Source organism: Arthrobacter sp. TmtSoilC77, assembly GCF_059739415.1.
Genome location: NZ_AP046050.1, coordinates 1,687,083 through 1,704,262, shown reverse-complemented (window position 1 = coordinate 1,704,262; position 17,180 = coordinate 1,687,083). Strand labels below are relative to the sequence as shown.

The 17,180-nt window shown below is 61.7% G+C and carries 19 protein-coding genes; 10 read left to right on the top strand and 9 right to left on the bottom strand.

The genetic code is table 11. From position 1 onward, the window contains the following. Positions 1-49 precede the first annotated feature (49 nt). From AC6I99_RS07835 to AC6I99_RS07820, 4 genes are all read left to right on the top strand, one after another. The gene (locus AC6I99_RS07835) at positions 50-883 is read left to right on the top strand and encodes a hypothetical protein (protein ID WP_497960713.1); all 834 of its coding nucleotides are present in this window, start codon (positions 50-52) and stop codon (positions 881-883) included. Between the two features lie 130 nt (positions 884-1,013). Further along, complete coding sequence (locus tag AC6I99_RS07830; RefSeq protein ID WP_223936509.1) at positions 1,014-1,421, top strand: DUF4383 domain-containing protein; 408 nt, start codon at positions 1,014-1,016, stop codon at positions 1,419-1,421. Positions 1,422-1,482: 61 nt separating this feature from the next. Then, the gene (locus AC6I99_RS07825; RefSeq protein ID WP_497945484.1) at positions 1,483-2,079 is read left to right on the top strand and encodes a hypothetical protein; all 597 of its coding nucleotides are present in this window, start codon (positions 1,483-1,485) and stop codon (positions 2,077-2,079) included. 70 nt (positions 2,080-2,149) lie between these two features. Then, positions 2,150-3,169 carry a PHP domain-containing protein gene (locus AC6I99_RS07820; RefSeq protein ID WP_497945485.1) on the top strand — a complete coding sequence of 340 codons (1,020 nt, stop codon included), beginning with the start codon at positions 2,150-2,152 and terminating at the stop codon, positions 3,167-3,169. Positions 3,170-3,246: 77 nt separating this feature from the next. On the opposite strand, the gene AC6I99_RS07815 is transcribed toward AC6I99_RS07820, so the two are convergent. Together AC6I99_RS07815 and AC6I99_RS07810 are read right to left on the bottom strand one after the other, a co-directional pair. Then, the gene (locus AC6I99_RS07815) at positions 3,247-4,878 is read right to left on the bottom strand and encodes a monocarboxylic acid transporter (protein WP_497945486.1); all 1,632 of its coding nucleotides are present in this window, start codon (positions 4,876-4,878) and stop codon (positions 3,247-3,249) included. Then, positions 4,875-5,255 (bottom strand): DUF485 domain-containing protein, encoded by a 381-nt coding sequence (locus AC6I99_RS07810; protein WP_224092207.1) that lies wholly within the window; start codon positions 5,253-5,255, stop codon positions 4,875-4,877. The genes AC6I99_RS07815 and AC6I99_RS07810 overlap by 4 nt, the downstream gene beginning before the upstream one ends. 242 nt (positions 5,256-5,497) lie before the next feature. Between AC6I99_RS07810 and AC6I99_RS07805 the strand changes: the two genes are divergently transcribed. The 5 genes from AC6I99_RS07805 to AC6I99_RS07785 are packed head-to-tail and all read left to right on the top strand — an operon-like array spanning position 5,498 to position 9,981. Continuing rightward, a complete protein-coding gene (locus tag AC6I99_RS07805) occupies positions 5,498-6,700 on the top strand; it encodes a sensor histidine kinase (protein WP_309927816.1) in 1,203 nt (400 codons plus the stop codon). A gap of 22 nt (positions 6,701-6,722) precedes the next feature. After that, complete coding sequence (locus AC6I99_RS07800; protein ID WP_224166951.1) at positions 6,723-7,442, top strand: LytR/AlgR family response regulator transcription factor; 720 nt, start codon at positions 6,723-6,725, stop codon at positions 7,440-7,442. After that, positions 7,439-7,801: a DUF485 domain-containing protein gene (locus AC6I99_RS07795; protein WP_497960712.1), complete on the top strand. Its 363-nt coding sequence runs from the start codon at positions 7,439-7,441 to the stop codon at positions 7,799-7,801. The genes AC6I99_RS07800 and AC6I99_RS07795 overlap by 4 nt, the downstream gene beginning before the upstream one ends. Beyond that, positions 7,798-9,264 carry a sodium/solute symporter gene (locus AC6I99_RS07790; protein ID WP_497945487.1) on the top strand — a complete coding sequence of 489 codons (1,467 nt, stop codon included), beginning with the start codon at positions 7,798-7,800 and terminating at the stop codon, positions 9,262-9,264. The genes AC6I99_RS07795 and AC6I99_RS07790 overlap by 4 nt, the downstream gene beginning before the upstream one ends. A gap of 48 nt (positions 9,265-9,312) precedes the next feature. Further along, positions 9,313-9,981, top strand: a complete 669-nt coding sequence (locus tag AC6I99_RS07785; protein WP_497945488.1) for a hypothetical protein — start codon at positions 9,313-9,315, stop codon at positions 9,979-9,981. Positions 9,982-9,994: 13 nt separating this feature from the next. Here the strand turns inward: AC6I99_RS07785 and AC6I99_RS07780 are convergent, their stop codons facing one another. The 6 genes from AC6I99_RS07780 to rpsB all read right to left on the bottom strand — a co-directional run bounded on the left by AC6I99_RS07780 (position 9,995) and on the right by rpsB (position 14,871). Next, positions 9,995-10,579, bottom strand: a complete 585-nt coding sequence (locus tag AC6I99_RS07780; protein WP_497945489.1) for a DivIVA domain-containing protein — start codon at positions 10,577-10,579, stop codon at positions 9,995-9,997. Between the two features lie 22 nt (positions 10,580-10,601). Next, on the bottom strand, positions 10,602-11,537 hold the full coding sequence (locus AC6I99_RS07775; protein ID WP_497945490.1) for a phosphatidate cytidylyltransferase: 936 nt from the start codon (positions 11,535-11,537) through the stop codon (positions 10,602-10,604). Next, positions 11,537-12,094 (bottom strand): ribosome recycling factor, encoded by a 558-nt coding sequence (frr, locus tag AC6I99_RS07770; RefSeq protein ID WP_216925335.1) that lies wholly within the window; start codon positions 12,092-12,094, stop codon positions 11,537-11,539. The genes AC6I99_RS07775 and frr overlap by 1 nt, the downstream gene beginning before the upstream one ends. 117 nt (positions 12,095-12,211) lie before the next feature. Continuing rightward, entirely contained in the window at positions 12,212-12,949 is a 738-nt protein-coding gene (gene pyrH / locus AC6I99_RS07765) for a UMP kinase (RefSeq protein ID WP_224092194.1), read from the bottom strand. A gap of 121 nt (positions 12,950-13,070) precedes the next feature. Continuing rightward, a complete protein-coding gene (gene tsf / locus AC6I99_RS07760) occupies positions 13,071-13,907 on the bottom strand; it encodes a translation elongation factor Ts (protein ID WP_224092177.1) in 837 nt (278 codons plus the stop codon). A 121-nt stretch (positions 13,908-14,028) separates the two neighbouring features. Then, positions 14,029-14,871, bottom strand: a complete 843-nt coding sequence (rpsB, locus tag AC6I99_RS07755; RefSeq protein ID WP_309927806.1) for a 30S ribosomal protein S2 — start codon at positions 14,869-14,871, stop codon at positions 14,029-14,031. A gap of 422 nt (positions 14,872-15,293) precedes the next feature. Between rpsB and AC6I99_RS07750 the strand changes: the two genes are divergently transcribed. After that, the gene (locus tag AC6I99_RS07750; RefSeq protein WP_497945491.1) at positions 15,294-15,788 is read left to right on the top strand and encodes a M23 family metallopeptidase; all 495 of its coding nucleotides are present in this window, start codon (positions 15,294-15,296) and stop codon (positions 15,786-15,788) included. 22 nt (positions 15,789-15,810) lie between these two features. On the opposite strand, the gene AC6I99_RS07745 is transcribed toward AC6I99_RS07750, so the two are convergent. Continuing rightward, a complete protein-coding gene (locus AC6I99_RS07745) occupies positions 15,811-17,001 on the bottom strand; it encodes an acyl-CoA dehydrogenase family protein (protein ID WP_497945492.1) in 1,191 nt (396 codons plus the stop codon). Between the last annotated feature and the right edge of the window lie 179 nt (positions 17,002-17,180).

Below are 17,180 nucleotides of genomic sequence, written 5' to 3'. Positions count from 1 at the left end.
GTTTTCACCTGCTGTTACTACCCTTTGGCCCTTGCCTGTGGAACTGCGGATGCGATTTGATTCAGGTGGACGCATCGGGGGCCGGCCAGCGGTTCCTGGCTACGTGGTGGCGCTGCCGCAGGCTGCCGAAAGGGGCACTACAGTGAGCAACCCGCAAGAACCGAATGGTCGCGACGAAACCCGACACAGCGGAAGCGAATACGGCCAGAACCCACCACCCGTCCCACCCGGCCCCGGGTACCCCCAACCAAACGGGACTCCACCGCAGTGGCAACAGCCGCCGTCGTCCCCGGGTCCCCAAGGCCAGTATGCACCGGGACAATATCCGCCTGACCAAAACCCGTACCCGCAAGGCCAGTACCCCCAGGGGCAGTATGCGCCCGGCCAGTACCCACCCGGGCAGTACCCACCCGGCCAGTATCTACCCGGCCAGTACGGCCAACAGCTTCCGCCGCCGGCCAAGCGCAAAAAGGTGCTTTGGATTGTCCTCGGCATTGTGGCAGGAGTGATCGTCCTGGCCGTGGTGGGCATCCTGGTGCTGGTGAACGTTGTGGGCGGCGCGACGTCGAAGGCGAGGTCTTTGGCTGACGAGTTCACCAATCTGGTGGTTTCAGGGCAAACAGAGCAGGCCTACGACAACTACCTGCACCCGGCCTTGAAGGAAGAACTGGATAAGCAGTCCTTCATCGACGGTATTGCCAGCCTGGAACTTGATGATTCCTGCAAGCCAAATTACAACTCCGTCAGCGTGAATTCGGATAACGGGAATAACAAAGCGGACATCGCGGGAACCTTGCAGTGCACCGGCAAGACCATCGATCTCAAGTACGTTTTCGAGGGCACCAACGATCTCAAAATGAGCAGCATCCGCCTCCGTCCATAAGGGCGGGAAAAAATATTCCGGTTTCCACCCATCCGCAGCAACGCATGGTCCGAATCACTGCTTGAGAGCCCCGCCCGGGGCTCCACAGGACGGTCGGGAACACCCGGCCATCACCGGAAGGTTCGGACCAATGCGTACTTCGCCCAATCGCTTGATCGCCACCATCTTCGGAGCCGTATACCTCTTGGTAGGCGTGCTCGGATTCTTCGTCACCTCAGGAACCGGCTTCTTCGCCACTGAAGGTGCCAACCTGATCATCTTCGCGGTGAACCCCCTGCACAACGTCATTCACCTGGCCATTGGTGCCGCCCTTCTTTATGCAGGTATGAACAGTGTCACGCTTTCCAAATCCGTCAACACGGCGGTGGGCGGTGTCTATCTGCTGGTAGGTATCCTCGGGCTGTTCCTGGTGGGAACTTCGCTGAACATCATCGCCCTGAACGGGGCAGACAACGTGCTGCACCTGGCCAGCGCTGTGGTGCTTCTGGGCGTTGCCCTGTCCCAGGACAAGGCCGTCGTAGCCTCAGCCCGCGCCTGATCATAGAACCCCTGATCACAGAGCCCCTGATCACAGACCCATCGAGACCGAGGACAGCGCCATGGCAGCCAAATATCACCCCACGCTGAACGCCGCTGCATTGTTGTTCGTCTACTTCGCAGCCATGGCCGGCGGGATAGTGGAGCTGTCCATTGCGGCCGGCTACCTCACGGAAGCCGGCGCACCTGGCATGGTGTTTGCCGGCGTGGTGGCCCTCGCAGCCGGGCTGGCCTTCCTGGCGTGGTCTTTGTGGGGACTCCACCGGAACTCCCTTGTCTTGCGCCGGCTTGCCTTTCCAGCTTTGCTGGTTGCCGCCGCTGCCCACATCACTGTCCTTGCAGGGGGTTTGGCGGCCAGTGAAGGCTCGCTTGGAGTGAGCCATCTTGCGGCCCTGGGACTAACTCTGATGGCACTTGCCGGAGGCGGTTGGGTGGGCCGGCAGCAAAAGACCAACGACGGCGGCGCCCACGGCCTGCCAAGGACCGGGCGGCTTCTGGCAGCCGCGTTCGGGGCCGCCGTCGTTGTTGCATCGGTGGCCACGCCGGGATTGGCCGCATCCATGGCCGGCCAGCACGCCGTTCCCCATGGGGAGCATGGACTGGCGCCCTCGGAAGGAACACCTCCCGGACTGGTTCCAGGCGGCCACCACCAGAAGTAATAGCCCGGACCGGCGCACCGTCAACATTGCCCTCTGTTGATGGTGCGCCCGGTTCGTGGATCATGGAGCCATGGATCCCGTTGAGGCGCTCGAAGAAATCTCCTTTTGGCTGGAACGCGGCCAAGCCCCCACTTTCAAGGTCCAGGCCTTCAGGAAAGCGGCCGACGCCGTGCGGCAGCTTCCGCCCGACGAGCTGGCCAGGCTCGTCCGAAATGGAAGAGTCACCAGCCTGAAAGGTGTTGGGGACCGAAGCGCGGAAGTCATTACCCAGGCAATGGAAGACAGGGTGCCCGACTATCTGGCCGACCTTCGCACGCGTGGCGCGGAATCGTTGGCATCCGGCGGCGACACGCTCAAGGGAGCGTTACGCGGCGACCTTCACAGCCACAGCAACTGGTCCGACGGCGGTTCACCGATTGAAACCATGGTGGCTGCTGCCAAAACCCTGGGCCGTGAATACCTTGCCCTCACTGACCACTCCCCCAACCTGACCATCGCCAACGGCCTCAGCGTGGAACGGCTTGAAAAACAGCTGGGTGTGGTGGAAGGGATCAACGCCAATCAGGACGGCTTCCGGTTGCTCAAAGGCATCGAAGTGGACATCCTTGAGGACGGGACATTGGACCAATCGCCGGAAATGCTGGACCGGCTGGACGTGGTGGTGGCCAGTGTCCACTCGAAGCTGCGCTCGGACAAGAAGACCATGACCAAGCGGATGCTTGGTGGAATAAGTGATCCACACACGAACGTCCTGGGGCACTGCACTGGCCGTCTGGTCCAAGGATCCCGCGGCACCCGGCCCGAGTCCGAATTCGACGCCGCCAAGGTCTTCACCGAATGTGCCGAGTGGGGTGTCGCCGTCGAAATCAATTCACGGCCGGAGCGGCAGGACCCTCCGGACGCGCTGATCAAGATGGCGCTTGATGCCGGCTGCCTGTTCAGCATTGACAGTGATGCCCATGCCCCCGGCCAGCTCGATTTCCTTCAATACGGCGCCGAACGTGCCGAGGCGCTTGGCGTGCCTAAGGAACGGATCGTCACCACGTGGCCGTTGGAGCAGTTGAAGGAATGGCTAAGCCTCAAGAAGTGAGTTAGTGCTGGCGCGCCTGGGGGCTCCCCCGCCGTATGGCAGAGGAGCCCCCGTGTTTGGCCTGGTCCTTGGTGACCTTAGTGCTCCACTGCTTTCTCTGCACCGACACCTGTCAGCGAGCGGACTTCCATCTCCGCTTGTTTGGCTGGATCCTCACGGCGCTTGTCCAGGACGGTCCCCAGCCAGCCCAGCAGGAAGGCGAGGGGGATCGATACGATGCCTGGGTTGCTCAGCGGGAAGAACGCGAAGTTGGCTCCCTGGATCATGGACGTCTTAGCACCGGAGACCACGGGCGAGAACGTGATGAGCAGGATGGCCGAGGCCAATCCGCCATACATGCTCCATACGGCGCCCTGCGTGGTGAACTTCCGCCAGAACAACGAGTAAACGATGGTTGGCAGGTTGGCCGAAGCTGCAACTGCGAAGGCGAGAGCCACCAGGAAGGCCACGTTCTGGCCGTTGGCGAAGATACCGCCGAGGATGGCCAGGATGCCGATCACTACTACGGTGCGCCGGGCCACCTTGACCTCTGTGGTTGCATCGGCTTTGCCCTTTGAGATGACGTTGGCGTAGATATCGTGGGCAAAGGACGCTGCCGCGGTGATAGTCAGTCCGGCCACCACGGCAAGGATGGTGGCGAAAGCAACGGCCGAAATGAAGCCGAGCAGCAGCGGCCCGCCGAGGTGGAAGGCCAGTAGGGGCGCGGCAGAGTTGACGCCGCCTGGGGCCGATTTGATGGTGTCTGCTCCAACCAAAGCTGCAGCACCGTAACCCAGCACCAGCGTGAACAGGTAGAACAGGCCGATCAGCCAGATCGACCAGACCACGGATTTTCTTGCTTCCTTGGCGGTGGGAACCGTGTAGAAACGCATCAAAACGTGTGGGAGGGCAGCTGTGCCCAGGACCAACGCCAAGCCCAGGGACATGAAATCAAGCTTGGACGTCTCCGTCTTGCCGTACTGCAGGCCTGGGTTGAGAACGGCAGGGTTGTTGGCTGCCTCAGCCGCGGAACCGAGCAGGTTGGAGAGATTGAATCCGTAGATCGCCAGTACCCAGGCAGTCATGACTGCGGCCCCTGCGATCAGCAGGATGGCTTTGATGATCTGCACCCACGTGGTGCCCTTCATGCCTCCGATGAGGACGTACATGATCATCAATGCGCCGACGACGATGATCACCAAAGCTTGTCCGCCCCAGTCGCTGATGCCCAGGAGGAGCGAAATCAAGCTGCCGGCGCCTGCCATTTGCGCGAGGAGGTAAAAGAAGCAAACCGCGAGGGTGGAGAGGGCAGCCGCTATGCGGACCGGCCGCTGGCGCAGCCTGAAGGACAAGACATCGGCCATGGTGAACTTGCCGGTATTGCGCAGGAGCTCGGCCACGAGGAGCAATGCCACCAACCAGGCGACAAGGAAGCCGATGGAGTAAAGGAACCCGTCATATCCGTTGATCGCAATGGCGCCCGTGATACCGAGGAACGAGGCCGCAGAAAGGTAGTCGCCCGCAATCGCGGTGCCATTCTGTGAACCGGTGAACGAACGGCCCGCCGCATAGTAGTCGGCCGCGGTCTTGTTGTTCCTGCTTGCCCGGAAGACGATCACCATGGTGACCGCCACGAAGAGGGCGAAAATGCCCATATTGAGGAGCGTCGTATCCTTCAATGCTGCGACGTTGACCGCGGGGACAACGGTGCTGATGTGGTTGGTGTTCATTTGGCTGCCCCGCGGATCATGTTGCCATCCTTATCGAACTGGTGGCCCTCGATCTCATTGCGGATCGATGCCGCGATGGGGTCCAGCTTCCTGTTGGAGTAGCTCACGTACCAAGCAGTGATGCCGAAAGTGGTGACGAATTGGAGCAGCCCGAGGATCAGGCCGACGTTGATGTTGCCCCAAACTTTGATGGACATGAAGCCGACGGCGTAGTCGGCCAAGAGGACGTAGGCGAAATACCAGAGCAGGAACGCCACTGCCATCGGGAAGACAAAACTGCGGTGCCGCTTGCGCAGCGTCTTGAACCGTTCCGTCTGCTGGACTTCCTGGAAGTCCACGGACGCTGTTGCGTCTTGGGGTTGGGCCTCATTACCCATGGTTCCTCCTGATTGTGATGTGTCCACATCAGCTCCACACGCTTTGCCAATGTGACTGCAATCACTATCGAACGGGCTGTGCCAGCGGTGCCAGAGAACCAGCGGCCACCGTCGCCCAGCGGTCAGGATGCTGCGCCGAACGGTGGGATGTGAGAGAACGTTGGGGAAAACCCGGTGGGATGTGAGAGAACGTTGGGGAAAACGGCGCAGGATGTGAGCGGGCATCCGGCTACGCTGGCTCTATGCCTGACTCCCCCCTCTTCACCGCAGCCGCGATCGCCGTGATCGTGCTGGCCGTCGCCGTCGTCGTGGGTGTTGGGCTGAAGGTGATCCGCTCCTTCCGGGACCTGGGCACGGATGCTGAACGGGCCACGTACAACACACTCCACGCCGCCTCGCGTGCGGGGCAGCATCTGCGTGGCGGGCTGCAGGCGGCCGGCGCGGCCAAGGCGAGCAAACAACTGCGAATGCTCCTGGGCTGCGACGCGTTGGCCATTACCGATACCGATTCGGTCCTTGCATGGGACGGGTTTGCCGAGGAGCTGCGGCCTTCCCTCATGGGCCTCGCCGCGGAAGTGCTGGCGACGGGCCGGACTGCCGTGGTGCCCCACGCCGGCCATTCGGCCTCCGCAAGATCCGAGCACGGCCACCACGATTTCAGTGCCGTCATTGCCCCCATACGTGCCGGCTCCAAAGTTGTCGGTTCGGTGGCAGCACTGGCGCCTGCGGCCGGAGCCGGCTTGGTACGGGCCACCGGCGAAGTGGCTGACTGGATTGCCGCCCAGCTTGAACTGGCTGAGTTGGAGGCTTCCCGGACCCTGCTGATGGAGGCCGAAGTCCGGGCTCTTCGTGCCCAAATCAGCCCGCACTTCATTTACAACTCCTTGAACGCGATCGCTTCCTTCATCAATACCGATCCGGCCCGGGCAAGGGAGCTAGTGGTGGAGTTCGCCGACTTCACCAGGTACTCCTTCCGAAGGCACGGCGACTTCACCACCGTGGCCGAGGAACTGCGCTGCATCGACCGCTACCTTCTTCTGGAACGGGCCCGGTTCGGCGAGCGCGTGCAGGTGAGCCTTCGGATCGCACCCGAGGTGCTGAGCACGGTCATACCGTTCCTTAGTCTGCAACCACTGGTGGAGAATGCGGTCCGGCACGGTCTTGAGGCGAAGGAAGGCCCTGGACACATCACCATCTGTGCCAACGATTCCGGCGCGTTCGCTGAGGTCACTATCGAGGACGACGGCGTGGGGATGGACCCGGAGCACCTGCGGTCCGTGCTTGCCGGACATACGGACGGTGAGCACGTAGGCCTGCGGAATGTCGACGCCCGCCTGCGGCAGGTCTATGGGGACGAGCACGGCCTCGTCATCGAAACGGCCCCGGGCGAGGGGACGCTGATCACCATGCGGGTTCCCAAATCCCAGCCCGGACATGACGCCTGACACACCGGGCTAATCTTTAATCATGATCAACGTGCTCGTCGCTGACGACGAACTGCCTGCCGTGGAGGAGCTCGCTTTCCTGCTGGGGCAGGATGCGCGCATCGGCACCATCCACCGGGCGTCGTCCGGGGCCGAGGCTTTGCGGACGTTGGAACGGGAATCCGTTGACGCGGTGTTCCTCGACATCCATATGCCGGCCCTTTCCGGTTTGGACATCGCCCGCGCCATTGCGCGCAGCAGCAGCCCGCCCGCCGTCGTCTTTGTCACTGCTGACGAAGACTGCGCGTTGGAGGCGTTCGACCTCGCTGCCATTGACTATCTCCTCAAGCCGCTGCGTGCCGAAAGGCTGGCACGTTCCGTTGACCGGATCAGCGAGCTGATCAAGGACGGGGCTCCTGCTCCCGAAATGATCACGGTGGACCTGGGCAGCACCACCCGCATGATCCGTCGCGATGATGTCAGCTATGTGCAGGCACAGGGCGACTACGCCAGGCTGCACACGGCCGAAGCCAGCTACCTGATCCGTGTCCCCCTCAGCGATCTGGAACAGAAGTGGGCGGAAGCTGGTTTCATCAGGATCCACCGCAGCTACCTGATTGCGCTCAACCATGTGGGTCATCTGAAGCTCTCTGCCACTTCCCCCAGCGTAAGAGTTGCCGGTGCGGAACTGCCCATCAGCCGGCGCCACCTGCCATCGGTGCGGGACAAGCTGCAATCCACGCGCATCCGGCCACAAGGATGACGCGCGTTCGGGTCACAGCACCACGCCAATCAGCGAAACCGGCTCCCCTGCGCTTCCCCTATGGTGGCGAAGTCGCCGAGGATTCGGACGTGGGACGTGTTTTCGTCCGCTCCCTTATCCGCTCGCAGTTGCGGCTTGCCCTGGTGGTGGCCTGCGGCTTCCTGCTGATCCTTGCTTCGTTCGCGGTGTTCCTGGTCTTCGGACCAGGGGTTGCTGAGACCAGGATCCTGGGCATTCCGCTCGACTGTCTGTTACTGGGGGTGGGGATCTATCCCGTGATCGGCCTCAGCGCCTGGCTTTACAACCGTGCGGCCGCCCGGAATGAAGCGCGCTATAAGGACCTTGTGGAGGACAAGTGAACCCTGCTGTTGGCTTGGTCGCCTTCCTGGCAGTTTCGATCACGACGGCGGTCATCGGCTTCTACGGACTGCGCATCTCACGCACCACGGGTGACTTCTATGTTGCCTCGCGGACAGTCCCGCCGTGGTGGAACGCCTCAGCGATTGGCGGCGAATACCTCTCGGCTGCGAGTTTCCTGGGAGTCGCGGGACTGATCCTGCTGTCCGGTACTGATGCCTTGTGGTTCCCTGTTGGTTACACCGCGGGCTACCTCATGCTGTTGCTTTTCGTTGCCGCTCCCCTGCGACGCTCCGGCGCGTACACCATCCCCGACTTCACCGAGGCGCGGCTGGATTCCAGGATGGTTCGACGCGTCACAAGCCTCGTGGTAGTGGCCGTCGGCTGGCTGTACATCGTGCCCCAGCTTCATGGCGCTGCGCTCACCATCCGCATCACCACGGGACTGCCATCGTGGGTAGGTTCGACGGCGGTGGTGCTGGTGGTGTGCCTGACGGTGGTGGCTGGTGGGATGCGTTCCATTACGTTCGTTCAGGCTTTCCAGTACTGGCTCAAGCTGACTGCGTTGGCTGTTCCTGTGATCTTCGTGCTCCTGGTCCTGGCTGGAAACGGCACCCCGCAGCAAGCCCAGCTCCCGGTCAATCCCACTGCCCAGCCAGCGGCCAGCGCCTATCAGAACATTTCGCTCATGGTGGCATTGCTTTTCGGGACACTGGGCCTGCCGCACGTCCTGGTGCGCTTCTACACAAATCCCGATGGACAGTCTGCACGCCGCACCACACTGATCGTGCTGGGGCTTCTCTCCGTGTTTTACCTCTTCCCCACGCTTTCCGGTGCGGTGGGCAGAATCTTCGCCCCGGAACTTGCACAGTCCGGCCAAGCCGATGCGTTGGTCCTGCTGTTGCCCGGCAAGCTCGTGGGAGGAACAGCAGGTGAACTCCTCTCAGCGCTCGTGGTCGCCGGCGCCTTCGCCGCGTTCCTCTCCACCACGTCAGGGCTGGTGGTTTCGCTCTCGGGCGTCATCAGCCAGGACCTCTTCGGAGGAAGCGTCCGGGGATTCCGCCTCGCAGCGCTGCTTGCCGCCGTCGTGCCTTTGGGTTTTGCCTTCATGACTGACACCCTGGCCCTGGCGGGGAGTGTTGGACTCGTCTTTGCCTTTACTGCGTCCACCATTTGTCCCGTATTGCTGCTGGGAATCTGGTGGCGCGGGCTGACTGATGCCGGGGCAATTGCAGGGATGGTGACCGGCGCGCTGCTGTGCGGCGGGGCCATGGTGATCGGCACTGTAATGGGTCAGGGCAACGCTCCTGCCTGGCTGGCCCAACCGGCTGCATGGACGGTCCCGGCCGCGTTCGCAGTGACGCTGGCGGTCTCGGTCTGGACAAAGAACCGCGTGCCGGCTTCCGTGAACCGCGTGATGTCCCGCCTGCACGTTCCAGAACGGCCAGTGGCTACCGAACGGTAACGGCCAGCACCTGTTGTCCATGCATTGGGCAAGGTGGACAATGACGCCATGTCCGAAGAACCGGATGCCGCCAGCCCGGCTTCCCTTAGCATCCGGGCCCAGTTGCTGGCCACCGAACACTGGAGCCTTCTTGCTTCAAGGAGCACCACGCAAGGTGAGGTCCTCACGCGTATCAGCATGTTCCTGACCTTCACCTCGGCCAGCCTGCTGAGTGTGGCACTGGTTGGTCAGGCTACGCAATTCTCCGACGCCTTCAGGGCATTCGCGCTGACCATCCTCACCATTGACCTTATGGTGGGGCTCCTCACCCACATACGCGTCATGAGCGTCGGGATGGAGGATCTGATGTACGTCATCGCCATGAACCGGTTGCGCGCCGCATATGTGGATCTGGACCCCGGCATTGCCAGGTACCTTATGGCTGGATCCCACGATGACGAGGAAGGTTCGAAACGTACGTACTACTTCTTCGGCGGCAGGAAGGACTTCAGTCAGGTTGCCGGTAGCAGCATGGTGTTCATGGCGACCGTAAACGCAGCCCTGATCGCCTTGTTGGTGGGCTCGGCGCTGTTGGTTGCAGGACTGCCGGCCGTTGTAGCGGTGAGCGTCGCCGTAGTGGCAGCACTGGCATTCTTCGTTACAGCGCTGGCCCGTGGAAGGCGCCGCTACCTCGAAGCGTGGAAGAACAACCCACCCATCTCTCCAACGCCACGGTAGTTTTGCGGACTTCTTAGTCGATGGCCGCCATCAGTTCAACCACACGGTCAAGGAATGCATCCACCTGGGCTTCCTCATAGCCTTCGTCACCCTTGGCCGCACGGAAGACTGCACGGCGAACGGTGTCCACGCTGAGGGGCTGATCGTGTTCCAGGTAACCGATAAGTTCGGCGCAGAGTGCGTCCACATCCTGGACGTTGTAGCTGCGGACTTTCTTCTTGGCCGGGCGGCGGAACCGTTCGCCGTCGGGCCGGTGCAGCCGTCCGCGAAGGATGCCGGAAAGTTTACCGATCTGGCGCAGCCAGGCTTCCTCGCCCTGCTGGCTGATGAGGTCGTCGCGTTCCCGGCGTGCGAAGGCGTCCTCAAGCCGGTCCAAGGCAGCATCGACGCTGTTGGCGTCATAACCACCCTTGACCGGGTCAAAAGCTACATCGCGCACGTCCGCGCTGGACACTTGATCGGCGGCACCCACAGGGTTCTCGAAAGAAGTCCTGGCGCGGCTAAGGAACGCATCCACTTGCTTGGCGTTGTAGCCGTACTTGCTGCGCTCAACGCGATCGAACGTTGCGGGAATCTGGCGACGAATATCCAAAGCCACTAATTTTCCTTCATCGGGGTTGTCAGACGCCGCTCAGCAGCGCGAACAGAACATAGGCTACAGGAGCCGCGAAGACGATCGAGTCCAAACGGTCCATGACGCCGCCGTGGCCAGGGAGGATGCTGCTCATGTCCTTCACGCCCAGTTCGCGCTTGACCATGGACTCGGCGAGGTCTCCCGCCGTCGAAGCAGCAACCATGCCGGTAGCCAGCACCAGGCCAACCCACCACGGTTTGTCCAAAATGAGGACACACGCGAGAACGCCAATGATCATGGCGCCCGCGACAGAACCCGCAAATCCTTCCCACGACTTTTTGGGACTGATTTTCGGTGCCATGGGGTGCTTCCCGAAGGAAGCGCCAACGATGTAACCGAACGTGTCGTTCGAAACGACCAGAAGCAGCATGGTGGCAATCTGCCAGGCTCCCTCTGGAATCCCGTCCGGCCATAGGCCGACTGGAGTCGCGCCACCGCTTGCATGCAGTGGGAGCGCCGCGAAGCTGATCAGGAACGGTATCCAGGCGAGAGTGAAGACACCCGCGAAAACGCTGCGGGGAGCACCTGCAGCACTCTCGATGGAGCGCCACAGCAGAACCGCGACGCAGGTTGCGGTCATGGTGAACAGCAAGCCTTCCAAACCGCCGAAGTAGGCGGAAACCGGCATCACCAGCGTTCCGATCATCACAGGGATGATCGGCATCCTGGTTCCCTGGGCCTCAAGGGCCCTGAAGACTTCCCAAACACCCAGCACCGCAAACGATGTGGTGAGCAGGACGAAGCCAAGGGGAAGGAAAAGCAATCCCCCAAGAACGGCGAAAAGCATGGCAAGCCCGACGCCGATGGCGGCCGGAAGATTGCGGCCTGCCTTCGGCGTCGGGTTACCTCGCAAACGCCTGACGCGTTTGCTCGTATCGCGTGTCGGGACCCTCCCAGCGGGTGCCGGCTCTGCCTGGTTCATTAGACCTCGAGCAGCTCGGCTTCCTTGCGCTTGAGCAGTTCATCGATGCTGTCGACGTGCTGCTTGGTGATGGCGTCGAGTTCCTTCTCGCCGCGCGAACCTTCGTCCTCGCCGGCGTCGCCATCCTTGACGAACTTGTCAATTGCGTCCTTGGCCTTGCGGCGAATGCTGCGGATGGAGACCTTGGCGTCTTCACCCTTGCCCTTGACGATCTTGACGTACTCCTTGCGGCGCTCCTTGGTGAGCTCCGGGATGGTGACACGGATGATGTTGCCGTCGTTGGAGGGGTTGGCGCCAACTTCGGAATCGCTCAAGGCCTTCTCGATGTCACGCAGGGCCGTCTTGTCGTACGGCGTGATGAGGATGGTCCGTGCGTCCGGAACTGCGAAGGATGCGAGCTGCTGCAGCGGAGTGGGAGTGCCGTAGTACTCCACGATCACCTTGTTGTAGAGCCCTGGGTTTGCCCGGCCCGTACGGATCGAGGCGAAATCTTCCTTGGCTACCTCAACCGCCTTGTCCATCTTCTCGCCGGCTTCGAGCAAGGTCTCTTCGATCACGGGTTTCTCCTCAGAAAATAGTCGCTGCCCAACTGCGGGCGGCAATGCACGTTACAGGAATGCACAGTAAAGATCCGCCACGAGGGGCGGACGGTCCTAGAAATATCCTAGCCGCTGCTAGGGAGTAACCAGCGTTCCCAGCGTTTCACCCAGGATGGCGCGGGTAACGTTGCCCTCGCCCTCCATGCCAAAGACCACCATGGACAGGTTGTTGTCTTTGCACATGGTCATGGCTGTCTGGTCCATGACACGGATGTCCCGGCGCAGGGCGTCGTCATAGCTGAGGACATCAAGCTTTTCGGCGGATGAATCCTTCTTGGGATCTGCGGTGTAGACGCCATCCACACCGCTCTTGGCCATCAGTACGACGTCGGCGTGGACTTCGAGGGCGCGCTGGGCAGCTACCGTGTCCGTGGAGAAGTACGGCAGGCCGGCTCCTGCACCGAAGATGACCACGCGGCCCTTTTCCATGTGGCGGATGGCCCTGCGCGGAATGTACGCCTCTGCCACCTGGCCCATGGTGATGGCGCTTTGGACACGGGTTTCCACGCCTGCTTGCTCCAGGAAGTCCTGCAGCGCGAGGCAGTTCATGACCGTGCCAAGCATGCCCATGTAGTCCGCACGGGACCGGTCCATGCCGCTCTGGGATAGTTCGGCTCCGCGGAAAAAGTTTCCACCGCCAACCACAATGGCTACTTCAACGTCAGCGACGGCAGCAGCGATCTGCTTGGCAATAGCGCGGACGGTTTCAGGATCGACGCCGAGCTTGCCTCCGCCGATGACCTCGCCGGAAAGTTTCAGAAGTACACGGCGGCGGGTCTTCTCGGGCTGGATTGCAGTATTGACGGTTTCCATGGTGCCTTCCCGTTGGTGGACTCTGGCTAGATTATCGTGCTGTGGGTCCGCGCAGATACTACCCGGACGGGTGCATGAAAAAGGGGCGGCCACCGAAGTGACCACCCCTTTTCATGAATTACTAGTTTCCGACGCGGAAACGGGATACTGCGGTTGCCTTGACGCCGGCTTCTTCGAGGACCTGTGCAACGGTCTTCTTGGAATCCTTGGCGAATGCCTGGTCAACCAGGACCTCACCCTTGTAGAAGCCCGTCACGCGGCCTTCGACGATCTTGGCGAGTGCAGCTTCCGGCTTGCCTTCAGCCTTGGCGGTCTCTTCAGCAATGCGGCGCTCGGACTCGACCAGTTCGGCCGGGACGTCTTCGCGGGTCAGGTAGTTCGGAGCCATGGCTGCCACGTGGACGGCGATGTCGTGTGCTGCGGTGGCAGCGGCTTCGCCTTCGCCGTCAACAGCGAACAGGACGCCGACCTGTGCAGGAAGGTCCTTGGAGGTCTTGTGCAGGTAAGCGTCAACCGTGGTGCCCTCAACGCGGGAAATACGGCGGACAACAACCTTTTCGCCGAGGACAGCGCCCTCTTCGATGACGATCTCGGACAGCGGCTTGCCGTCGACCTCGGTGGCGAGCAGGGTTTCGAGGTCGGCAGCGCCGGACTCGACTGCAACGTTGAGGACCTTGTCAGCCAGCTGGATGAACTTGTCAGCCTTGGCGACGAAGTCGGTCTCGCAGTTGACCTCGATCATTACGCCCACGCCGTCGGTAACCTTGGCAGCAACCAGGCCCTCTGCGGTGGAGCGGCCTTCGCGCTTGGTAGCACCCTTGAGGCCCTTGATGCGGATGATCTCGATGGCCTTCTCGGCGTCACCGTTGGCCTCGTCAAGAGCCTTCTTGACGTCCATCATGCCGGCGCCGGTGCGCTCGCGCAGGGCCTTGATGTCAGCAGCAGTGTAGTTCGCCATGTGAACCCCTCTGTCTAGAAAGTTGTGTGTTTACGGACTGACAGGACGGCAGCCCACCATGTGGGCCGCCATCCTGTCAGATGCCCCCGATGCCGTTTCCGGCCTCAGGGAAGGTCCAGATTTACTTGGCTGCTTCGGCTTCGCCGGCTGCAGCTTCAGGAGCCTCGGCAGCCTCGGCGGCCGGAGCTTCTTCAGTCTTGCTGCCTTCGAGGAGCTCGCGCTCCCACTCGGCCAGCGGCTCTTCCGGAGCCTCGGTGGTGCCGGTGGCGCGCTGGTTGCGGGCGATGAGGCCCTCAGCAACGGCGTCGGCAACAACGCGGGTGAGCAGGTTGACGGAGCGGATGGCGTCGTCGTTGCCCGGGATCGGGAAGTCAACTTCGTCGGGATCGCAGTTGGTGTCCAGGATGGCAACAACCGGGATGTTCAGCTTCTTGGCTTCGTCGACAGCAAGGTGTTCCTTCTTGGTGTCAACAACCCACAGAACAGACGGGGCCTTGGTCAGGTTGCGGATACCACCGAGGTTGGACTCAAGCTTGGTGAGTTCGCGCTTGAGGAGCAGGAGCTCCTTCTTGGTGTAACCGGAGCCGGCGACGTCCTCGAAGTTGATCTCTTCGAGTTCCTTCATGCGCTGGATACGCTTGGCGACGGTCTGGAAGTTGGTGAGCATACCGCCCAACCAACGCTGGTTGACGTACGGCTGGCCAACGCGGGTAGCCTGCTCGGCAATTGCTTCCTGAGCCTGCTTCTTGGTGCCGACGAACAGGACGGTGCCGCCGTGGGCGACAGTAGCCTTGACGAACTCGTAGGCGCGGTCGATGTAGGACAGCGACTGCTGGAGGTCGATGATGTAGATGCCGTTGCGCTCCGTGAAGATGAAGCGCTTCATCTTCGGGTTCCAACGACGGGTCTGGTGTCCAAAGTGGACGCCGCTGTCAAGCAGCTGGCGCATAGTTACGACGGGCATGCCGACGCTCCTTCCGGCAGGTCATTCATGAGAGAGCCCATGGGGCTGCTCTTACCCTGCCAATAGTTGACGGTTGTTTAGCCTTTGCCCGGACGGGCGCGGCTCCTGGCATCCATTGCGCTTCTCATCCGGAATGGAGCCGCAAAGGCTCAACCGGACCGCAAGAGGCACAATCCTCCGCAGCCTAAAGCCAAGCGGCTTCGCTGGTGGAGGGCTGGATACGCGTAGTCAGCTCTGGACCCTCACATATCTGAATGAGACATGTTCCTGAATTAGCTTGAGGGCACAGCAAACTGCTCCACCAAGTGTACTACAGCGGCACCACTCGTTTGACCTCCCGAACCCGGATGTTGTCGTGGACATTGTCCACATAGGACAGTCCAGGGATGGCACGGCAGGGCGCGACCGGAAAGCCTTGCTACATGGCCATTTTGAAGCTTTCCATTTCCCTGCTCATCCTCGCCGCGACTGTGGTTGGAGGCCCCGGCGCATCCACACCCACAGGCGAGCGGTGGAGCTGGCCCCTCTCCCCCAAACCCGGAGTCGTTCGGTCGTTCGATCCGCCAGAGAAGCCGTGGCTCAGCGGGCACCGCGGCGTAGACCTGGGGCCAGCGCTCGACGGCGCTTTGGTCGCCTCGCCTGCCGACGGCGTGGTGACCTTTGCCGGCGTCGTGGTTGACCGTCCGGTCCTCACGATCGATCATGGCGACGGACTCCGGAGCAGCTTTGAACCCATGACGAGTGACCTGAAGCCTGGAGATCACGTTCGCAAGGGCCAGTCCATTGGCTCCCTGGCGCTGGGGCACTGCAGCGGAACCCCCTGCCTTCATTGGGGCGTCCGCCGCGGCGAGGACTACGTGAACCCTTTGGGATTCGTGGAAGACCTGCGGCCTTCCATCCTGCTGCCCTTGAACTAGGTCCTCACCGCCAAAGGACCACCTAGACGATCGCGGAAACGCCGGTGATGGCGCGTCCGGTCACCAGGGTGTTGATCTCGTGGGTGCCTTCGTAGGAGTAGATGGCCTCGGCGTCGGAGAATATCTTGGCCATTTCGTAATCCGTGACGATGCCGTTGCCGCCCAGGATGCCGCGGCCAAGGGCAACACTTTCGCGCATGCGTGCGGTAGTGAACGCCTTCGCCAATGCTGACTGCTCGTCCTTTGCAACCCCCGCATCCTCAAGCTGGGCCAAACGCACCATCATGCCCATTGACGCCACCGCGTTGCCCAGGATCTGAACCAACTGGTTCTGCACCAGCTGGAAGGCCGCCAAGGGCCTGCCAAATTGCTGGCGCTCCACTGCGTACGCTCGGGCCACATCGAAGGTAGCGAGCTGAAGCCCCACGGCTTGCCAGGCGACGGCAAGGCGGGTGACCTTGAGCACCTTGTTGGTATCGCGGAAGCTGTTGGCGTTGGCCAGCTTGAAGAAGTCCGGAACCACCACGTTGTCCAGGACGATGTCCGCGTTCTGAACAGTACGCAGGGAGATCTTGTTCTCGATCTTGCGTGCCGAGTATCCGGGGAGCGAGGTGTCCACGAGGAATGCCTTGACCTGGTTGTCTTCCACATCCTTGGCGTAGATGACTACCCAATCGGAGAACGTGGCGTTGCCGATCCATCGCTTGGCCCCGTCGAGGATCCAGTGGTCCCCCTCGCGCCGCGCCGTGGTCCGGGTACCGCCGGCCACATCTGAACCACCCAGAGGCTCAGTCAGGCCGAAAGCGCCGATCTTCTTCAGGGAGTAAATGTCCGGAAGCCAGGCATCCTTCTGCTCCTGGGAAGCCAGGGCCTCGATAGAGCCCGTGAATAGCCCATCATGCACTCCCATGAACGTCGCGATCGACGCATCGGCACGGGTCACTTCGGCGTGGAGGATGCCTGCAAACAGATTGGAGTACCCCTGCCGGCGCACCGGGCTGACCAGATCGAGTTCGGCGAGCTTGGGAATGAGGTCCATGGGGAATTCGGCGCGGTTCCAGCAGTCCACGGCGATGGGCTTGACCTCGCGGGCCAGGAACTGGCGGACCTCGGCCAGACGATCCTGCTCCTTGCCCGTCAGCAATTGCTCAAAGGCGTAAAAGTCACCATCAGCATAGGGGAGGTTGTTGGCATCAAATGCAGCGTTGGACATGTGCGCTCCTTCAAGGGTGGTGGTCACCTGCCACCACGTCACGGCCCCGGAAGTTACCGGCGAGTAGTAAGTTACTGATGAGTAACATACCGCAGCTCCACGGTTTACCGCAACGCTGGAGTCACCTCACCCGATTCCAAATCATCTGATCGCACGGGACACTTCTGTAACGTCGCTAG